We start from the raw sequence: 16,466 nt of genomic DNA on the forward strand, positions 1-16,466 counted from the left end.
CTGCCTTTGTCCCGGGAAGCCTGTTTTTATGCGGGAGTTAACACTTTTAAAAGGTGCAACCCGTAAAAGCGTGAGCGAGTGCAACCTATAGGAAACTCGTATCAAACCGGGGATGAAATTGATGTAAATGCAGTGTTAAATCGTTTGTCAGCGGAGGGCGCATACGGCAGGATAGCGCGCCTCACCGAAACACAAGATACCGTCACCTCGTTCCGGTGATCATATAACAAGGCAACCCGGACGGTTGTCGCTCGACACTTTTGGAGAATTTGAATGGCAATTAGCACACCGATGCTGGTGACATTTCTCGTTTATATTTTTGGCATGATCCTGATAGGGTTTTTGGCGTGGCGTTCAACGAAAAACTTTGACGACTACATCCTGGGCGGACGCAGTTTAGGCCCGATGGTGACCGCACTCTCTGCGGGCGCATCGGACATGAGCGGCTGGCTGCTGATGGGTCTGCCCGGTGCGATTTTTATCTCTGGTATTTCGGAAAGCTGGATTGCCATCGGTCTGACCGTGGGCGCATGGATCAACTGGAAGCTGGTGGCAGGCCGTTTGCGCGTGCACACCGAGGCCAACAATAACGCCCTGACGCTGCCGGACTACTTCACCGGACGCTTTGAGGATAACAGCCGCGTGCTGCGTATTATCTCGGCGGTGGTGATCCTGGTGTTCTTCACCATCTACTGTGCCTCCGGCATCGTGGCCGGTGCGCGTCTGTTCGAAAGCACCTTCGGCATGAGCTACGAAACCGCCCTGTGGGCCGGTGCGGCGGCAACCATCCTCTATACCTTCGTGGGCGGCTTCCTGGCCGTCAGCTGGACCGACACCGTGCAGGCGAGTCTGATGATCTTCGCGCTGATCCTGACCCCGGTGATTGTGATTTTCACCGTTGGCGGCTTTGGCGATTCGCTGGAAGTGATCAAGCAGAAGAGCATCGAAAACGTCGACATGCTGAAAGGGCTCAATTTTGTCGCCATCGTCTCCCTGATGGGCTGGGGTCTGGGCTACTTCGGTCAGCCGCACATTCTGGCGCGCTTTATGGCGGCGGATTCTCACCACACCATCGTCCATGCGCGCCGCATCAGTATGACGTGGATGATTCTGTGCCTGGCGGGCGCGTGTGCGGTCGGCTTCTTCGGGATCGCCTACTTCAGCAATAACCCGGCGCAGGCGGGCGCGGTGAACCAGAATGCCGAACGCGTGTTTATCGAGCTGGCGCAAATTCTGTTTAACCCGTGGATTGCCGGTATTCTGCTCTCCGCGATCCTGGCCGCGGTGATGTCCACCCTGAGCTGTCAGCTGCTGGTCTGCTCCAGTGCCATCACCGAAGATCTCTATAAGGCCTTCCTGCGCAAGGGCGCGAGCCAGAAAGAGCTGGTATGGGTAGGGCGCTTTATGGTGCTGCTGGTGGCGCTGATTGCGATTGCGCTGGCGGCCAACCCGGAAAACCGCGTGCTGGGTCTCGTGAGCTACGCGTGGGCGGGCTTTGGTGCGGCATTTGGTCCGGTCGTCCTGTTCTCCGTCATGTGGTCCCGTATGACCCGTAACGGCGCGCTGGCGGGGATGATTATCGGTGCGGTGACCGTTATCGTCTGGAAACAGTTCGCCTGGCTGGGCCTGTACGAAATCATTCCGGGCTTCATCTTCGGCAGCATCGGTATCGTGGTCTTCAGCCTGCTGGGTAAAGCGCCGTCTGCCTCCATGCAGAAACGCTTTGCGGAAGCCGACGCGCATTACCACTCCGCACCGCCGTCTAAGCTGCAGCCAGAATAATTTTCTCACGCAGTACCGTAGGCCGGGTAAGCGCAAGCGCACCCGGCTTTTTTCTTGCCAAAATCCGTCTTTTCCTGTGATATCCCTGTGCTTATAACAATGAGGATAGCGAAGCATGACAATCAAAACAGGGTTAATGGCGGCGGCATTATTGATGCTGGCGGGCTGCAACGCGCCATCGCAACACGCGGCGGTAGAGACCTGCAAAGCGGATAACCAGATGCAGCAAACCACGCTCTATTTCGGCTTAAACCGTCCTGCCGGGGCGCAGATTACCCCCAACGAGTGGCAGCAGTTTGTTGACCAGGACGTGACGCCGCGCTTTCGCGATGGCTTAACGGTATTTGATGCCCGCGGGCAGTGGCTGGGGAACGACGGAAAAGTGGCGCGTGAACCGAGCAAGGCGCTGATGCTGATCCACGGTAAAGATGCGCAGAGTGAGAAGAACATCGAAGCGTTACGCGGGATTTATAAGTCACGCTTCGCGCAGGAGTCGGTGATGCGTGTCGATCAGCCGGTGTGCGTGCAGTTTTAATGAAAACGGCGGGAATTCCCGCCGTTGTTGTTTTGCAGGCCGGGATCGCTGCGCGCCACCCGGCATTGCGTCAGAGCACCAACCCCGCAAAGCTCGCTGACAGCAAACTCACCAGCGTCGCGCCGTAGACCAGACGCAGCCCGAAACGCGATACCACGTTACCCTGCTGCTCGTTCAGGCCCTTAATCGCCCCGGCCACGATGCCGATGGAGGCGAAGTTCGCGAACGAGACGAGGAAGACGGATAAAATCCCCAGCCCGCGCGGGGACATCTGGTGCGCTATTTTCTGCAGCTCAATCATCGCCACAAATTCATTCGCCACCAGCTTGGTCGCCATAATGCTGCCTGCGTTTAAGGCATCGCTCAGCGGAATACCTACCAGCCATGCCAGGGGATAAAATACATAGCCCAGGATCTGCTGGAAGCTCATGCCAAATACGCTGGAGAAGAGGGCGTTAACGGCGCTAATAAGGGCGATAAAGCCAATCAGCATCGCCAGAATAATCATCGCCACCTTAAAACCAGCCAGAATATACTCGCCGAGCATCTCGAAGAAGCTCTGCGATTCATGCAGTTTTTCAAGCTTGATATCCGGCTCCGCTTCCGGGCGCGCCGGGTTGATGACGGAGAGAATAATAAAGGTGCTGAACATGTTCAGAATCAGCGCCGCGACGACAAATTTAGCATCGAGCATGGTCATATACGCCCCGACAATCGACAGGGAGACCGTCGACATGGCCGTGGCCGCCATGGTGAACAGACGACGCGAGGAGAGATCGCCCAGCACGCCTTTGTAGGCAATGAAGTTTTCCGACTGGCCGAGGATCAGCGAGCTTACCGCATTAAAGGATTCCAGCTTGCCCATGCCGTTCAGTTTGGACAGCAGCGTACCGATCACCCGAATAAAAATCGGCAGGATCCGCCAGTGCTGAAGAATACCAATCAGCGCGGAAATAAAAATAATCGGGCAAAGTACGCCGAGGAAAATGAACGCCAGCCCTTTTTCTCCCATACCGCCAAAGACGAAATTAGTCCCTTCGCCAGCAAATTTGAGCAGTGACTCAAAAAATCCCGAGACGTATTTAATCAGGAATAACCCGCTTTCGGCGTGCAGGAAAAAGAACGCCAGGGCAATTTCAATGACAATCAGCTGTAAAACAAAACGAATGCGAATTTTTCGGCGGTCAAAACTCGTAAGCCAGGCAAGCGCGAGAATAATGACCAGCGCCAGCAGGAAATGGACAATTTTAAACATAATTTATTTTCACCAGGTGTTTGAGGCGGATATTTAGCCACAGCCCTGAATCAGCGTAAATGGGCATTTTCGTTATAACTTATAAACTTGACCGTTACGTATGTAACTATTATCAGGCTCTGCGTTTACAACTCGTCATCAAAACACCGCACATTTCGCTTGTGTTTCTTTCTGCCGTAATGATAATCACTATCACAAGAATTTACCTTTCTTTGCATCAGTTGACCGCGATAAACATTTAAGGTGTCGGCATGTTTGTTCCATTTCTCATTATGTTACGTGAAGGGCTCGAAGCCGCCCTTATCGTGAGCCTCATCGCCAGTTATCTGAAGCGAACCCAGCGCGGGCGCTGGATTGGCGTCATGTGGATCGGGGTCTTCCTTGCCGCGGCGCTCTGCCTGGGCTTAGGTGTCCTCATCAACGAAACCACCGGCGAGTTTCCGCAGAAAGAGCAGGAGCTGTTTGAAGGTATCGTCGCCGTGATTGCGGTGGTGATCCTCACCTGGATGGTGTTCTGGATGCGTAAAGTCTCCCGTAACGTGAAGGTGCAGCTGGAGCAGGCGGTGGATAACGCCCTACAGAAGGGGAACAACCACGGCTGGGCGCTCATTATGATGGTCTTTTTCGCCGTGGCGCGCGAAGGGCTGGAGTCTGTTTTCTTCCTGCTGGCGGCGTTTCAGCAGGATGTGGGGATTTGGCCGCCGCTGGGGGCCATGCTGGGCCTTGCCACGGCCGTGGTGCTCGGTTTCCTGCTCTACTGGGGCGGTATCCGCCTGAACCTGGGCGCCTTCTTCAAGTGGACCAGCCTGTTTATTCTGCTGGTAGCCGCGGGTCTGGCGGCAGGGGCGATTCGCGCCTTCCATGAAGCGGGCCTGTGGAACCATTTCCAGGACGTGGCGTTCGACCTCAGCAACGTTCTCTCCACGCACTCTCTGACCGGCACCCTGCTCGAAGGTATCTTCGGCTATCAGGAAACGCCGAGCGTCAGCGAAGTGGCGATGTACTTTATTTATCTGGTTCCGGCGCTGGTGCTGTTCGCAATGCCGCCGCGTACCGGCACGCAGGCGTCGCGCGTTGCGCCGTAATCTTTGATTGAGTAACAACATACTTTTAAAGGGAAGAGTCATGGCAATTCAGTTCCGTCGTAGTGCGTTATGCGCAGGCATTGCCGCGCTGTTCGCTTCTGCATTCTCCGCCTGGGGCGCTGATGTTCCACAGGTTAAGGTCACCGTCAACGACAAGCAGTGTGAGCCGATGACCCTCACGGTGAACAGCGGAAAAACCCAGTTTATTATTCAGAACCACAGCCAGAAGGCGCTGGAGTGGGAGATCCTGAAAGGCGTTCTGGTGGTGGAAGAGCGTGAAAATATCGCCCCTGGCTTCAGCCAGAAGATGACCGCCAACCTGCAGCCGGGCGAGTATGAGATGACCTGCGGTCTGCTGACCAACCCGAAAGGGAAGCTTATCGTCAAAGGTGAAGCGACGGCCGATGCGGCGAAAGGCGCTGCGGTACTGAGCCTGGGCGATGCGATTACCGCGTATAAAGCGTACGTCACGAAAGAGACGGCGGATCTGGCAGCGGCAACCAAAGCCTTTACCGATGCGGTGAAGGCCGGTGATATCGAAAAAGCGAAATCCCTCTACGCGCCAACCCGTCAGCATTACGAGCGCATTGAGCCGATCGCCGAGCTGTTCTCTGACCTTGATGGCAGCATTGACGCTCGTGAAGATGATTTCGAGCAGAAAGCGGCCGATCCGAAATTCACCGGTTTCCACCGTCTGGAGAAAGCCCTGTTTGGCGATAATTCTGCCAAAGGGATGGAGAAGTATGCCGACCAGCTGAACAGCGACGTGCTGGAGCTGCAAAAGCGCATCAGCGAGCTGGCCTTCCCGCCATCAAAAGTGGTGGGCGGTGCGGCCGGGCTGATTGAAGAAGTGGCCGCGAGCAAAATCAGCGGCGAAGAAGATCGCTACAGCCATACCGACCTGTGGGACTTCCAGGCTAACGTCGACGGCGCGCAGAAAATTGTTAACCTGCTGCGTCCTCAGCTGCAGAAAGAGAACGGCGAGCTGCTGGCCAAAGTGGATGCCAACTTCAAAAAAGTCGACACCATCCTGGCGAAGTACCGCACCAAAGACGGGTTTGAGACCTACGACAAGCTGACCGATGCCGACCGTAATGCGCTGAAAGGCCCGATTACCGCCCTGGCGGAAGATCTCTCCCTGCTGCGTGGCGTACTGGGTCTGGACTAAGCACGATGAATAAGCATAACGAGAGCGACGTGGCTGAACCTTCCCGTCGCCGGTTGTTAAAAGGGGTAGGGGCGCTGGGGGGCGCGCTTGCTCTGGCTGGCGGGTGTCCGGTGGCGCACGCGGCGAAACCGCAAAGCGCGCCCGGCACGCTGTCACCTAATGCCCGCATGGAGACGCAGCCGTTTTATGGCGAGCATCAGGCCGGTATCCTGACGCCGCAGCAGGCGTCGATGATGCTGGTGGCCTTTGATTCGCTGGCCAGTGATAAAGCCGATCTGGAACGTTTGTTCCGCCTGGTGACGACGCGCATCGCGTTTCTTACCGCCGGTGGACCGGCGCCCGATACGCCGAACCCGCGTCTGCCGCCAATGGACTCCGGCATTCTGGGGCCATTCATTGCCCCGGATAACCTGACCATAACCGTTTCGCTGGGAGAATCGCTGTTTGACGCGCGCTACGGGCTGGCAAAACAGAAGCCGAAAGCGCTGCAAAAAATGACGCGCTTCCCGAATGATTCCCTGGATGCCGCCCTTTGTCACGGCGACCTGCTCCTGCAGATCTGCGCCAACACCCAGGACACGGTGATCCACGCCCTGCGCGACATCATCAAGCATACGCCGGATCTGCTGAGCGTGCGCTGGAAGCGGGAAGGGTTTATCTCTGACCACGCCGCCCGCAGCAAAGGCAAAGAAACCCCGGTGAACCTGCTGGGCTTCAAGGACGGCACGGCCAACCCGGACAGCCACGATAGCGCGCTCATGAAGGAGGTGGTGTGGGTCACTGCCGACCAGAATGAACCGGCATGGGCGGTGGGCGGCAGCTATCAGGCGGTGCGGATTATTCAGTTCCACGTGGAGTTCTGGGACCGCACGCCGCTGAAAGAGCAGCAGACGATCTTCGGTCGTGATAAGCAAAGCGGGGCTCCGCTCGGCATGAAGAACGAGCATGATGTGCCTGACTACGCCAGCGATCCGAATGGCGATGTGATTGCGCTGGACAGCCATATTCGTCTGGCCAATCCGCGCACCAAAGAGACGCAGTCGAGCCTGATGATGCGTCGGGGATACAGCTATTCGCTGGGCGTCACCAATTCCGGTCAGCTCGATATGGGGCTGCTGTTCGTCTGCTATCAGCACGATCTGGAAAAGGGCTTCCTGACCGTGCAGAAGCGGCTCAATGGCGAAGCGCTGGAAGAGTACATTAAACCCATCGGCGGCGGTTATTTCTTTGCCCTGCCAGGCGTGCGCGACAGCAACGTGTATCTCGCTCAAGGTCTTATTGAAGCCTGATAATTGTCCCTGCGACGATTCGCAGGGACATTATTTTTTCATATGACTATCCTGCTGTTATATTTCTGTAATATTTCTATATGAGACTGATTTCAACTGTAGGGACAGTCTTAAAAGTTGCATTCAGGTAAAATAAATGTTGCATTTATGATAACTCCTGATGTACTTAAGATAAGACAGCGGTAGTTCCCGGCAGTGATGCTGAATCACTATGGAGATCGCGAATGGTTGCGTCCTGTACTGGACAAGGTAAACATAACAACCGCAGCACCCGGCGCGGAGGCTCAGACTCCGGCAGCGATTTCCTCACCACTAAATTTTCCCCCCTCCCTCAAGAATCTGATTCGACCGACGTGCAGAACGGTGCGCGTAGCTGTTCCGTATCGTCATCCGATAGTGCAAGCAATGGCTTACAAGGAAGCCAACCCTCTGATGTTCGTGCGCATAATCGTGCCGACGCTGGCGCGTGTGATGAATACCAACAACTCAAGGTGCTATCCATGGGAAGACAAAAAGCAGTGATCAAAGCTCGTCGCGAAGCAAAACGTGTGCTGAGACGGGATTCACGTAGCCATAAACAGCGTGAAGAAGAATCGGTCACCTCGCTTGTGCAGATGAGTGGCGTAGAAGCAATTGGCATGGCCCGTGACAGCCGTGATAATTCTCCAATTGTGGCGCGCAATGAGGCTCAGGCGCACTACCTGAATGCTATCGAGAGTAAACAGCTCATCTTTGCAACCGGTGAAGCCGGATGCGGGAAAACCTGGATCAGTGCAGCCAAAGCGGCGGAAGCGCTGATCCATAAGGACGTGGAGAGAATCATTGTTACCCGTCCGGTACTGCAGGCTGATGAAGATCTCGGCTTCTTGCCCGGTGATATTTCGGAGAAGTTTGCCCCGTACTTCAGGCCCGTCTATGACGTGCTGGTGAAGCGGCTGGGTGCATCCTTTATGCAGTACTGCCTGCGGCCAGAGATTGGCAAGGTGGAAATCGCGCCGTTCGCCTATATGCGCGGACGTACATTTGAAAATGCGGTCGTCATTCTTGACGAGGCTCAGAACGTGACCGCTGCGCAAATGAAGATGTTTTTAACGCGCCTCGGGGAGAACGTGACGGTTATCGTTAACGGCGATATTACCCAGTGTGACCTGCCGTCCGGCGTGAAATCCGGACTGAGCGACGCCATGTCACGTTTTGAGGAAGATGAGATGATTGGGGTGGTACGCTTCACCAAAGATGATTGCGTGCGCTCGGCGCTCTGCCAGCGCACGCTTCAAGCGTATTACTGAGTTTGCTGTTGCGTTCAAGGCCCGGGAAACCGGGCTTTGTTTTTTGTGCGGGCATGTCGTCGGGTGGCGCTGCGCTTACCCGACCTACAATACTGCATGCATGCAATATGCGAAAAAAAAGCCCGCATTTTCATGCGAGCTCTTCTTTAAATATGGCGGTGAGGGGGGGATTCGAACCCCCGATACGTTGCCGTATACACACTTTCCAGGCGTGCTCCTTCAGCCACTCGGACACCTCACCATATTGTTTTGCTGCCTGACCGCTTGGGGGGCAACGGGGCGCTACTATAGGGAGTTGCGCTGACACGGTCAAGCAGATTTTCAGCTTTAGTGCCTGTTCGGTTAAGCAATAATCAGCTCCACGGTTTTTACGCCGTGGAGCAGGGGATTAACGCTGTGAATCGAGCACTTCGCTGTTTTTAACCACTTCCTGTGCTTTGCTGTAGCTTTCGATCAGCAACTGATAAGCCGGGAAGATGTGGGTGTACACTTCCGCCCACTCCGCGGCATCTTCACGGTTCCATGTACGCTGGATCTCAGAGGCCACCGCCGCCGTATCCATCGGGACCACACCGGCCTGTACAACGCGCGCCAGCGTGATCTCCTGCGCCATTTTGCTGTAGGTGCCGGAGGCATCAATCACCGCAAACACTTTATACCCGTCCGCCACCGCGCTGATTGACGGGAAGGCCATGCAGACGCTGGTGATGGTGCCCGCAATGATCAACGTCTTACGCCCGGTGGCTTTTACCGCCGCCACGAACTCCGGGTTATCCCAGGCGTTGATTTCGCCTTTACGGGCAACATATTGCGCATGCGGCGCGTTGGCGTGGATCTCCGGGATAAGCGGTCCGTTTGGTCCTTGTGGGACGGACGCGGTGGTGATCACCGGGATCTTCGCCAGGGTTGCGATTTTTGCCAGCGCTGCCGCACGGGCACGCAGTTCCGGCATTGGCATATCCCCAACGGTCTGGAACAGACCGCTCTGGTGATCGATAAGCAACATCACCGCATCGTTTACATCGATGGCCGGACGGGTTCCGTTAAAATTCGCAGGTGTAGACATCTTCTTCTCCTTTATTACGTTCAGATCTGGCCGAAGCGGCCGGAATTGAAATCACGAATGGCTTCGTTGATTTCGGTTTTACTGTTCATCACAAACGGGCCATACCCCACGATCGGTTCATTCAGCGGCTCACCGGCCATCAGCAGCACTTTTGCATCGCTGTTCGCTTCCAGGTGCAGTTTGTCGCCTTCCTGACTTAACACGACCAGCTGGGCTTCACCCGCCTGAGCGGTACCGTTTACCGTGATGCTGCCTTCAAGCACGACCAGCGCCGTGCTCCAGCCTTCCGGCTGAGCGAGCGTCAGATGGCTTCCCTGGTTCAGCGCGATGTCCCAGACGTTGAGCGGCGAGAAGGTGTGCGCCGGGCCGGTCACCGTGTCGTAGCGACCGGCAATAACCCGCAGCGTTCCACCATTGTCAGGCAGCGTCACCACCGGGATGTCGGCTTTCGTGATGCTCTGGTAGCCCGGTGCGGCCATCTTGTCTTTCGCCGGCAGGTTGACCCAAAGCTGCATCATTTTGAGTTCCCCGCCTTTCTGCGAGAACGCGCTGGAGTGGAACTCCTCGTGCAAAATGCCTGCGCCTGCGGTCATCCACTGCACGTCGCCGGGGCCAATGACGCCGCCTTTCCCCGTGGAGTCGCGATGCTCCACTTCACCGTCATAGACGATAGTGACCGTCTCAAAACCCCGGTGAGGGTGCTGGCCGACGCCGCGTTTCGCACCATCTGCCGGAAAGGTGTACGGGCCTGCGTAGTCCAGCAGCAGAAACGGGCTGAGCGGCTCGCCGTGCGTCTGATAAGAGAACATTGAACGGACCGGGAAACCGTCGCCCACCCAGTGCTGACGTGGAGCGGTATAAACGCCAGTGATGTTTTTCATGATTAACTCCTGATGTTCTGTAGATGTAATTAGCTTATATTCAGGGTTAATATCCCGGTAGATAGTGAAAATGGCATTCACTGTTCTGAAAATAGAACGATGAGGATGTATGCAGGATCTCAATGACTTCGTCTGGTTTGTGAAGGTGGTGGAGTACGGGGGGTTTGCGGCGGCGGGAAGGGCGCTTGATTTGCCGAAGTCCAGGCTAAGCCGCCGGATTGCGCAGCTGGAAGAGCGTCTCGGCGTACGGTTGATACAGCGCACGACGCGGCAGTTTACGGTGACGGAAGTGGGGCACACTTTCTATCAGCACTGTAAGGCAATGCTGATAGAAGCAGAAGCGGCAGAGGAGGCCGTTGCTGCGCTGCAGGCTGAGCCGCGCGGCGTCGTCAGGATCACCTGTCCCGTCACGTTACTGCACGTCCACGTGGGACCGATGCTGGCGCGGTTTATGGCGCGCTACCCCGGGATTAATCTCCAGCTTGAGGCCACCAATCGTCGGGTCGATCTTGTTGGCGAAGGTATTGATGTGGCTATCCGCGTGCGTCCGCGTCCGTTTGATGACAGCGACCTGGTGTTAAGGGTGCTGGCTGACCGGGGCATTGCCTGGTGGCAAGTCCGCAGTTGATTGGACGTATGGGTAAACCGCGAATGCCTTCCGAACTCAGTGAATGGCCTGGATTAAGTATGGGGGCCGGTAAACAGGTGCATAAATGGGAGCTCAGTGGTCCAGAAGGGGCGAAAGCGGAGATCCACTACGCACCGCGCTTTATTACCACCGACATGCTGGCACTGCGGGAAGCAGCGATGGCGGGCGTGGGCGTTGTACAGTTGCCGATTTTGATGGTGAAGGATCAGCTTGCGTCAGGGGAACTGGTACGGGTGCTGGACGCGTGGGAACCCCGACGGGAAGTAATTCACGCGGTTTATCCTTCGCGGCGCGGCATGCTGCCGTCGGTCAGGACGCTGGTGGATTTTCTGACTGAAGAGTATGCGAAGATGGTGGAGGAGTAGCTTTTTGTAGGTCGGGTAAGCGCAGCGCCACCCGACATAAAGAGCGCAGGGAGTTTCAAGGTTCGAATCCCCCCTGCATGCGTGCAATATGCGAAAAAAAAGCCCGCATTTTCATGCGAGCTCTTCTTTAAATATGGCGGTGAGGGGGGGATTCGAACCCCCGATACGTTGCCGTATACACACTTTCCAGGCGTGCTCCTTCAGCCACTCGGACACCTCACCATATTGTCATCCCGTTGTTGACGGGACGGGCGCTAATGTAAGGAAAAGCCGAACTGCCGTCAACTCACTTTTTCAGTAATTTAGCGCGTTTAGACAAACTTCAGACAACATGATTCTTAAATGTGCTGAAAGCGTCTTTTTTATCAACAACACAGCCGTGCAATAAATTTGTTATGCTGACAACCTCGTTAAAAAACAAAATAAATCAGCGCAATAAAAGGCAGGAATGACTATGGATATACTTTTCTATCACCCTACGTTTGATACGGCCTACTGGATCGAGGCGCTCACGGCGGCACTACCCGGCGCACGCGTTCGCGAGTGGAAGCGTGGAGATAACGAACATGCTGACTATGCGCTGGTCTGGCATCCGCCGGTAGAAATGCTCCAGGGCCGTAAACTGAAGGCCGTTTTTGCCCTGGGAGCCGGTGTGGATTCCATTCTGAGCAAGCTGAAGGCGCACCCTGACATGCTGCCGGAAGCGATTCCCCTGTTCCGCCTGGAAGATACCGGAATGGGGCAGCAGATGCAGGAATATGCAGTCAGCCAGGTGCTGCACTGGTTCCGCCGCTTCGATGACTATCAGGCATTTAAACAGCAGGCCCACTGGGAGCCGCTGCCGGATTACCGTCGTGAAGACTTTACCATCGGCATCCTCGGTGCGGGCGTGCTGGGCTCAAAGGTGGCTGAAGCCCTCGCACCGTGGGGCTTTCCGCTGCGCTGCTGGAGCCGCAGCCGCAAAGATTATCCGGGCGTCGAGAGCTTTGCCGGCACGGATGAACTCCCGGCCTTTCTGAACGGCACGCGCGTGCTGATCAACCTGCTGCCCAATACGGCGGAAACGGTCGGCATCATCAATGAAGACTTGCTCAACCAGTTAGCCGATGAGAGCTACCTGATGAATCTGGCGCGCGGGGTGCATCTGGTCGAGACCGATCTGCTGAAGGCGCTGGACAGCGGAAAGCTAAAAGGCGCTATGCTGGATGTCTATAGCCGTGAGCCGCTGCCGGTGGAAAGCCCGCTTTGGGCACATCCGCGCGTGGCGATGACCCCGCACGTGGCCGCCGTGACGCGTCCGGCAGAAGCGGTGGCGTACATATCCCATACCATCAGCGAAATGGAGAAGGGTAACGCGGTCACCGGCCAGGTCGACAGACAGCGCGGCTACTGAGAGAAACCCGGCGTTCGCCGGGTTTTTGCTAATATTCGCCGCTGATAACTGCTATCCTTTGGAAAAACCGCAGAGGAGAGAGAGATGTATCCCGTTGACCTGCATATGCACACCGTCGCCAGTACCCACGCGTATAGCAACCTCCATGATTATATCGCCCAGGCGAAGCTTAAGGGGATTAAGCTGTTCGCAATCACCGATCATGGCCCGGACATGGCGGATGCGCCGCACTACTGGCATTTTGTGAATATGCGGATCTGGCCACGTCTGGTGGACGGCATTGGGATACTGCGCGGCATCGAGGCGAACATCAAAAATACCGACGGTGAGATCGACTGCACCGGCCCGATGCTGACGTCTCTGGACCTTATCCTCGCCGGTTTCCACGAGCCGGTTTTTGCACCTCAGGATAAAGAGACCAACACCGCGGCGATGATTGCCACCATTGCCAGCGGCAATGTGCATATTATCAGCCACCCCGGCAACCCGAAGTACCCGATTGATATTCAGGCTGTCGCGCAGGCGGCAGCGAAGCACCGCGTGGCGCTGGAGATTAACAACTCCTCCTTTGTTCACTCGCGTAAGGGCAGTGAAGCCAACTGCCGCGAAGTGGCGGCCGCCGTCCGCGATGCGGGCGGCATGGTGGCGCTGGGTTCGGATTCCCATACCGCCTTCACGCTGGGCGATTTCAGCGAGTGCCTGAAGGTGCTGAATGACGTTAACTTCCCGGAAGCGCAAATCCTGAACGTCACCCCGCGCCGCATGCTCGATTTCCTCGAATCGCGCGGCATGGAGCCGATTGCCGAATTTGCCGATCTTTAATTGTGTAATGGAATAATAAAAATGAACGAGTTTTCCATCCTTTGCCGCGTGCTGGGTACGCTCTATTATCGCCAGCCGCAAGACCCGCTGTTGGTTCCGCTTTTTACGTTAATTCGTGAAGGTAAACTGGCGGAGAACTGGCCGCTGGAACAGGATGATTTACTGGCGCGTCTGCAAAAAAGCTGCGACATGCAGCAGATTGCGACCGATTACAATGCGCTGTTCGTCGGTGAAGAGTGCCGCGTTTCGCCATACCGTTCTGCCTGGCAGGAAGGGGCGACGGAAGCGGAAGTCCGTGCTTTCCTCTCCACCCGCGGTATGCCGCTAAGCGATACGCCAGCCGATCATATCGGTACGCTGCTGCTTGCTGCCTCCTGGATCGAAGACAACGCCGGGGATGATGAGAACGAAGCCATCGAAACCTTGTTCGAAACGTACCTGCTGCCGTGGGTCGGCACATTCCTGGGTAAAGTCGAAGCCCATGCCACCTCGCCATTCTGGAGAACGCTGGCACCGCTGACCCGCGACGCGATCGCGGCGATGTGGGATGAGCTGGAAGAAGAGAATGAAGAGTGATTTAGATCACATAAATTCTGCAACTCCGCATTTCAATTTGCACATAATGTGCTTCTGATCGCATTTCTATGGTGCGCTTCTGCTAAGATGCGCGCCATGAACATATTACTTTCTATCGCAATAACGACGGGCATTCTCTCCGGACTCTGGGGATGGGTGGCCGTGTCTCTCGGATTGCTCAGCTGGGCCGGATTCCTTGGCTGTACGGCCTATTTCGCCTGTCCGCAGGGGGGCGTCAAAGGGCTCTTCATCTCAGGCTGCACGCTGATGAGCGGGGTTATCTGGGCGCTGGTGATCATGAAAGGCAGCGCGCTGGCACCGCATCTGGAGATACTGGGGTACGTCATGACGGGCGTGGTTGCCTTCCTGATGTGCGTTCAGGCTAAGCATCTGCTGCTTTCGTTTGTGCCGGGAACCTTCATGGGAGCGTGCGCGACCTTTGCAGGGCAGGGTGACTGGAAGCTGGTGGTGCCTTCCCTGGCGCTGGGGTTGCTGTTTGGCTATGCCATGAAAAACAGCGGTCTTTGGCTGGCGTCGCGGCGGGAAAAAGCGCAAAACATCACGGCGGTGAGCGAATAAAAAAAGGCGAGATAATCATCTCGCCTTTTTTATGCGCTTCCTGTCAGGATTCCGGAGGGACTGACATATCGCGGTATTTCACCAGTATCGGGTTCTGCACGTCTGCTTTGTTTTGCAGATCCCACAGCCCGCGGTCAATACCGTCGTTGATTAAGAAGATCACGCCGGTTTCAATGGCTGACATCAGACACATCATGACCGGCTCGTTAGAGGTGTAACCAATTTCACCCTCAAGCAAACGCTGGTAATCGATGAAGCGGAATACCCCTGCCTGAACTTCATAGGACAGTATGGTTTTGCTGGTGGTCACCGAAGAGAGCACTTCGCCTGTACTGACGTTGACCACACGCAGGTTAACGGCGATTTGGTCGAGCTGGTATTGGGTATCCGCACCGATACCGAAGTACCGCGCGCCCGCACCACCCGATTTAACGTTACTTTCGTAACCAATAATCGATCCTTCAATCATCACGTTTGCTGCCGCCAGAGATTCCAGAGGCGTGCGGTTATTGGCCGCGACGGTACCATTCTCCTGTGCGGCACGAATGATTTTCCGTTCATTCAACAGGTTCTGAAGACCCTGACGTTCCAGCGGAATAAACCAGTGCGAATCCTTGAGTGCGGTAACCAGCATCGCGGTGGCGCTTTGCGGCACGGCCGTGGAGAAGTTACTTGCCGGGTAAGGTTTGAATTGCCCGGTTTCATCCTGAATGTTGTATACGGAGACAAATATTTTCCCCGTTGGAGCAGGTAAATGTGTTAAATCACGATAACTCTGGGCCCGAGGCATTAATGTTGGTTTTGCAGCTTCTTTAGGTGGAGCAGTTAAACAACCGCTCAATAAGCACACTGCAACAAATATCAGGAAGCGCTGCATGATCGTTGTCCTTATTTAGCTATTGTTTAAAAGTCAGTTGAATTACTTTGAAGACCGGAAACCTGAATGGTGGATATTCTTCCGGTTTTACGATCGGTCACGTTCAGCTGAAGCTGTCCATCAGTGTTGGCGATATCAACGATAAAATCGTTGGTCACCATCCGGCCGGGTTTACCGGTATTAATGTTGGTCAATAACCCGCCTAAAATCTGCGACTGGATAGCCTGAGTGAAGTTGTCCAGGGCGGATGGGGTATCAATGCTAAAATCCTTTAAGCTTGGGTCCTTATAGGAGTTTTGCGCCTGAGCCTCATTCAGCAGAAACGCACCGTTGTTAGGGTTACCGCCAAAGTTAGGGTTACGGAACTGAAACGTCATGTTTCCGGCCCAGCTTATGGGGGTGATCAGCATTATCGAAACAACTGCATATGCAATACGCATGACAGCCTCCGCATATCGGTTCGCTAGAACTCGTCTTTTGCTAAATCGCTGGTGCTTAATAGGGCTTTATCTATTTGCAGGCGATTAATAGCGTCTTCTGATTGTGCCAGTGCTAAGGCTACGTTTTTATCGAAGTCCATTTTTGTGGGGAATAAAAACGTTTGATAAATAACGTACTGATTGGCCGTTATTGTTATCCAACTTCCCCATCGTGCACTGGGCCGCTCGTTGATTGTTATATTTCCGGTATAAGTACTGTCCCATTTGTCACTGAAGGCCCGGTAAAAACTGTGCCCGACCGATGAGACAGTGTGGTCTGTTAACAATCCGGGAACTTCGACCTCGACGGCCTTCAGATTCCCTGCAGCGAGCAGGAAACTCGCTGCGGCGATCCAACTCAACGTGCGTTTCATAT

The 16,466-nt window shown here is 55.3% G+C and carries 16 protein-coding genes, 2 tRNA genes and 1 pseudogene; 11 read left to right on the plus strand and 8 right to left on the minus strand.

What is annotated here, in order from left to right; translation table 11 throughout:
- Positions 1–273 precede the first annotated feature (273 nt).
- Both putP and ACMGGU_RS06305 read left to right on the plus strand, forming a co-directional pair.
- Positions 274–1,782, plus strand: coding sequence for a sodium/proline symporter PutP (putP, locus tag ACMGGU_RS06300; protein ID WP_045908304.1), 1,509 nt, complete (start codon positions 274–276; stop codon positions 1,780–1,782).
- Positions 1,783–1,897: 115 nt separating this feature from the next.
- Complete coding sequence (locus ACMGGU_RS06305) at positions 1,898–2,317, plus strand: DUF3574 domain-containing protein (RefSeq protein ID WP_045908303.1); 420 nt, start codon at positions 1,898–1,900, stop codon at positions 2,315–2,317.
- A 70-nt stretch (positions 2,318–2,387) separates the two neighbouring features.
- Here the strand turns inward: ACMGGU_RS06305 and ACMGGU_RS06310 are convergent, their stop codons facing one another.
- A complete protein-coding gene (locus ACMGGU_RS06310; protein ID WP_111966927.1) occupies positions 2,388–3,572 on the minus strand; it encodes a NupC/NupG family nucleoside CNT transporter in 1,185 nt (394 codons plus the stop codon).
- 251 nt (positions 3,573–3,823) lie between these two features.
- On the opposite strand from ACMGGU_RS06310, the gene efeU reads away from it, so the two are divergent.
- From efeU to phoH, 4 genes are all read left to right on the plus strand, one after another.
- Positions 3,824–4,657 carry an iron uptake transporter permease EfeU gene (gene efeU, locus ACMGGU_RS06315; RefSeq protein WP_045908301.1) on the plus strand — a complete coding sequence of 278 codons (834 nt, stop codon included), beginning with the start codon at positions 3,824–3,826 and terminating at the stop codon, positions 4,655–4,657.
- A 40-nt stretch (positions 4,658–4,697) separates the two neighbouring features.
- Positions 4,698–5,825 carry an iron uptake system protein EfeO gene (gene efeO, locus ACMGGU_RS06320; protein ID WP_045908300.1) on the plus strand — a complete coding sequence of 376 codons (1,128 nt, stop codon included), beginning with the start codon at positions 4,698–4,700 and terminating at the stop codon, positions 5,823–5,825.
- 5 nt (positions 5,826–5,830) lie between these two features.
- Positions 5,831–7,114 carry an iron uptake transporter deferrochelatase/peroxidase subunit gene (efeB, locus tag ACMGGU_RS06325; protein WP_417928975.1) on the plus strand — a complete coding sequence of 428 codons (1,284 nt, stop codon included), beginning with the start codon at positions 5,831–5,833 and terminating at the stop codon, positions 7,112–7,114.
- A 500-nt stretch (positions 7,115–7,614) separates the two neighbouring features.
- Positions 7,615–8,403: a phosphate starvation-inducible protein PhoH gene (gene phoH / locus ACMGGU_RS06330; RefSeq protein WP_008503509.1), complete on the plus strand. Its 789-nt coding sequence runs from the start codon at positions 7,615–7,617 to the stop codon at positions 8,401–8,403.
- A gap of 153 nt (positions 8,404–8,556) precedes the next feature.
- Here phoH and ACMGGU_RS06335 read toward each other — a convergent pair.
- From ACMGGU_RS06335 to ACMGGU_RS06345, 3 genes are all read right to left on the minus strand, one after another.
- A tRNA-Ser gene (locus ACMGGU_RS06335) sits at positions 8,557–8,644 on the minus strand.
- 147 nt (positions 8,645–8,791) lie between these two features.
- Positions 8,792–9,469 carry an isochorismatase family protein gene (locus tag ACMGGU_RS06340; protein ID WP_048027360.1) on the minus strand — a complete coding sequence of 226 codons (678 nt, stop codon included), beginning with the start codon at positions 9,467–9,469 and terminating at the stop codon, positions 8,792–8,794.
- A gap of 20 nt (positions 9,470–9,489) precedes the next feature.
- The gene (locus ACMGGU_RS06345; RefSeq protein ID WP_048222489.1) at positions 9,490–10,350 is read right to left on the minus strand and encodes a pirin family protein; all 861 of its coding nucleotides are present in this window, start codon (positions 10,348–10,350) and stop codon (positions 9,490–9,492) included.
- Positions 10,351–10,459: 109 nt separating this feature from the next.
- Between ACMGGU_RS06345 and ACMGGU_RS06350 the strand changes: the two are divergent.
- Positions 10,460–11,364, plus strand: a pseudogene (locus tag ACMGGU_RS06350) (LysR family transcriptional regulator).
- A 134-nt stretch (positions 11,365–11,498) separates the two neighbouring features.
- Here the strand turns inward: ACMGGU_RS06350 and ACMGGU_RS06355 are convergent.
- Positions 11,499–11,586, minus strand: a tRNA-Ser gene (locus tag ACMGGU_RS06355).
- Between the two features lie 232 nt (positions 11,587–11,818).
- Between ACMGGU_RS06355 and ghrA the strand changes: the two genes are divergently transcribed.
- The 4 genes from ghrA (at position 11,819) to ACMGGU_RS06375 (ending at position 14,734) form a co-directional block, all read left to right on the plus strand.
- Positions 11,819–12,757 carry a glyoxylate/hydroxypyruvate reductase GhrA gene (gene ghrA, locus ACMGGU_RS06360; protein ID WP_048027362.1) on the plus strand — a complete coding sequence of 313 codons (939 nt, stop codon included), beginning with the start codon at positions 11,819–11,821 and terminating at the stop codon, positions 12,755–12,757.
- A gap of 84 nt (positions 12,758–12,841) precedes the next feature.
- A complete protein-coding gene (locus ACMGGU_RS06365) occupies positions 12,842–13,579 on the plus strand; it encodes a phosphatase (RefSeq protein WP_008500850.1) in 738 nt (245 codons plus the stop codon).
- Between the two features lie 21 nt (positions 13,580–13,600).
- Positions 13,601–14,155 carry a TorD/DmsD family molecular chaperone gene (locus tag ACMGGU_RS06370; RefSeq protein ID WP_045908295.1) on the plus strand — a complete coding sequence of 185 codons (555 nt, stop codon included), beginning with the start codon at positions 13,601–13,603 and terminating at the stop codon, positions 14,153–14,155.
- 96 nt (positions 14,156–14,251) lie between these two features.
- A complete protein-coding gene (locus ACMGGU_RS06375) occupies positions 14,252–14,734 on the plus strand; it encodes a DUF1097 domain-containing protein (protein ID WP_074180321.1) in 483 nt (160 codons plus the stop codon).
- A 43-nt stretch (positions 14,735–14,777) separates the two neighbouring features.
- Here ACMGGU_RS06375 and csgG read toward each other — a convergent pair whose 3' ends face one another.
- The 3 genes from csgG to csgE are packed head-to-tail and all read right to left on the minus strand — an operon-like array spanning position 14,778 to position 16,464.
- The gene (csgG, locus tag ACMGGU_RS06380) at positions 14,778–15,611 is read right to left on the minus strand and encodes a curli production assembly/transport protein CsgG (RefSeq protein WP_045357119.1); all 834 of its coding nucleotides are present in this window, start codon (positions 15,609–15,611) and stop codon (positions 14,778–14,780) included.
- A gap of 26 nt (positions 15,612–15,637) precedes the next feature.
- Positions 15,638–16,051 (minus strand): curli production assembly/transport protein CsgF, encoded by a 414-nt coding sequence (gene csgF, locus ACMGGU_RS06385; RefSeq protein ID WP_023311106.1) that lies wholly within the window; start codon positions 16,049–16,051, stop codon positions 15,638–15,640.
- A gap of 23 nt (positions 16,052–16,074) precedes the next feature.
- A complete protein-coding gene (gene csgE, locus ACMGGU_RS06390; protein ID WP_008500845.1) occupies positions 16,075–16,464 on the minus strand; it encodes a curli production assembly/transport protein CsgE in 390 nt (129 codons plus the stop codon).
- Positions 16,465–16,466: the final 2 nt, after the last annotated feature.

This window comes from Enterobacter sp. BNK-8, from assembly GCF_048685095.1.
GTDB lineage: Bacteria > Pseudomonadota > Gammaproteobacteria > Enterobacterales > Enterobacteriaceae > Enterobacter > Enterobacter quasiroggenkampii.

Excerpts from the sequence above, each read along its gene's own strand:
- putP (WP_045908304.1), top strand. The coding sequence starts at position 274 with ATGGCAATTAGCACACCGATGCTGGTGACATTTCTCGTTTATATTTTT.
- ACMGGU_RS06305 (WP_045908303.1), top strand. The coding sequence starts at position 1,898 with ATGACAATCAAAACAGGGTTAATGGCGGCGGCATTATTGATGCTGGCG.
- ACMGGU_RS06310 (WP_111966927.1), bottom strand. The coding sequence starts at position 3,572 with ATGTTTAAAATTGTCCATTTCCTGCTGGCGCTGGTCATTATTCTCGCG.
- efeU (WP_045908301.1), top strand. The coding sequence starts at position 3,824 with ATGTTTGTTCCATTTCTCATTATGTTACGTGAAGGGCTCGAAGCCGCC.
- efeO (WP_045908300.1), top strand. The coding sequence starts at position 4,698 with ATGGCAATTCAGTTCCGTCGTAGTGCGTTATGCGCAGGCATTGCCGCG.
- efeB (WP_417928975.1), top strand. The coding sequence starts at position 5,831 with ATGAATAAGCATAACGAGAGCGACGTGGCTGAACCTTCCCGTCGCCGG.
- phoH (WP_008503509.1), top strand. The coding sequence starts at position 7,615 with ATGGGAAGACAAAAAGCAGTGATCAAAGCTCGTCGCGAAGCAAAACGT.
- ACMGGU_RS06340 (WP_048027360.1), bottom strand. The coding sequence starts at position 9,469 with ATGTCTACACCTGCGAATTTTAACGGAACCCGTCCGGCCATCGATGTA.
- ACMGGU_RS06345 (WP_048222489.1), bottom strand. The coding sequence starts at position 10,350 with ATGAAAAACATCACTGGCGTTTATACCGCTCCACGTCAGCACTGGGTG.
- ghrA (WP_048027362.1), top strand. The coding sequence starts at position 11,819 with ATGGATATACTTTTCTATCACCCTACGTTTGATACGGCCTACTGGATC.
- ACMGGU_RS06365 (WP_008500850.1), top strand. The coding sequence starts at position 12,842 with ATGTATCCCGTTGACCTGCATATGCACACCGTCGCCAGTACCCACGCG.
- ACMGGU_RS06370 (WP_045908295.1), top strand. The coding sequence starts at position 13,601 with ATGAACGAGTTTTCCATCCTTTGCCGCGTGCTGGGTACGCTCTATTAT.
- ACMGGU_RS06375 (WP_074180321.1), top strand. The coding sequence starts at position 14,252 with ATGAACATATTACTTTCTATCGCAATAACGACGGGCATTCTCTCCGGA.
- csgG (WP_045357119.1), bottom strand. The coding sequence starts at position 15,611 with ATGCAGCGCTTCCTGATATTTGTTGCAGTGTGCTTATTGAGCGGTTGT.
- csgF (WP_023311106.1), bottom strand. The coding sequence starts at position 16,051 with ATGCGTATTGCATATGCAGTTGTTTCGATAATGCTGATCACCCCCATA.
- csgE (WP_008500845.1), bottom strand. The coding sequence starts at position 16,464 with ATGAAACGCACGTTGAGTTGGATCGCCGCAGCGAGTTTCCTGCTCGCT.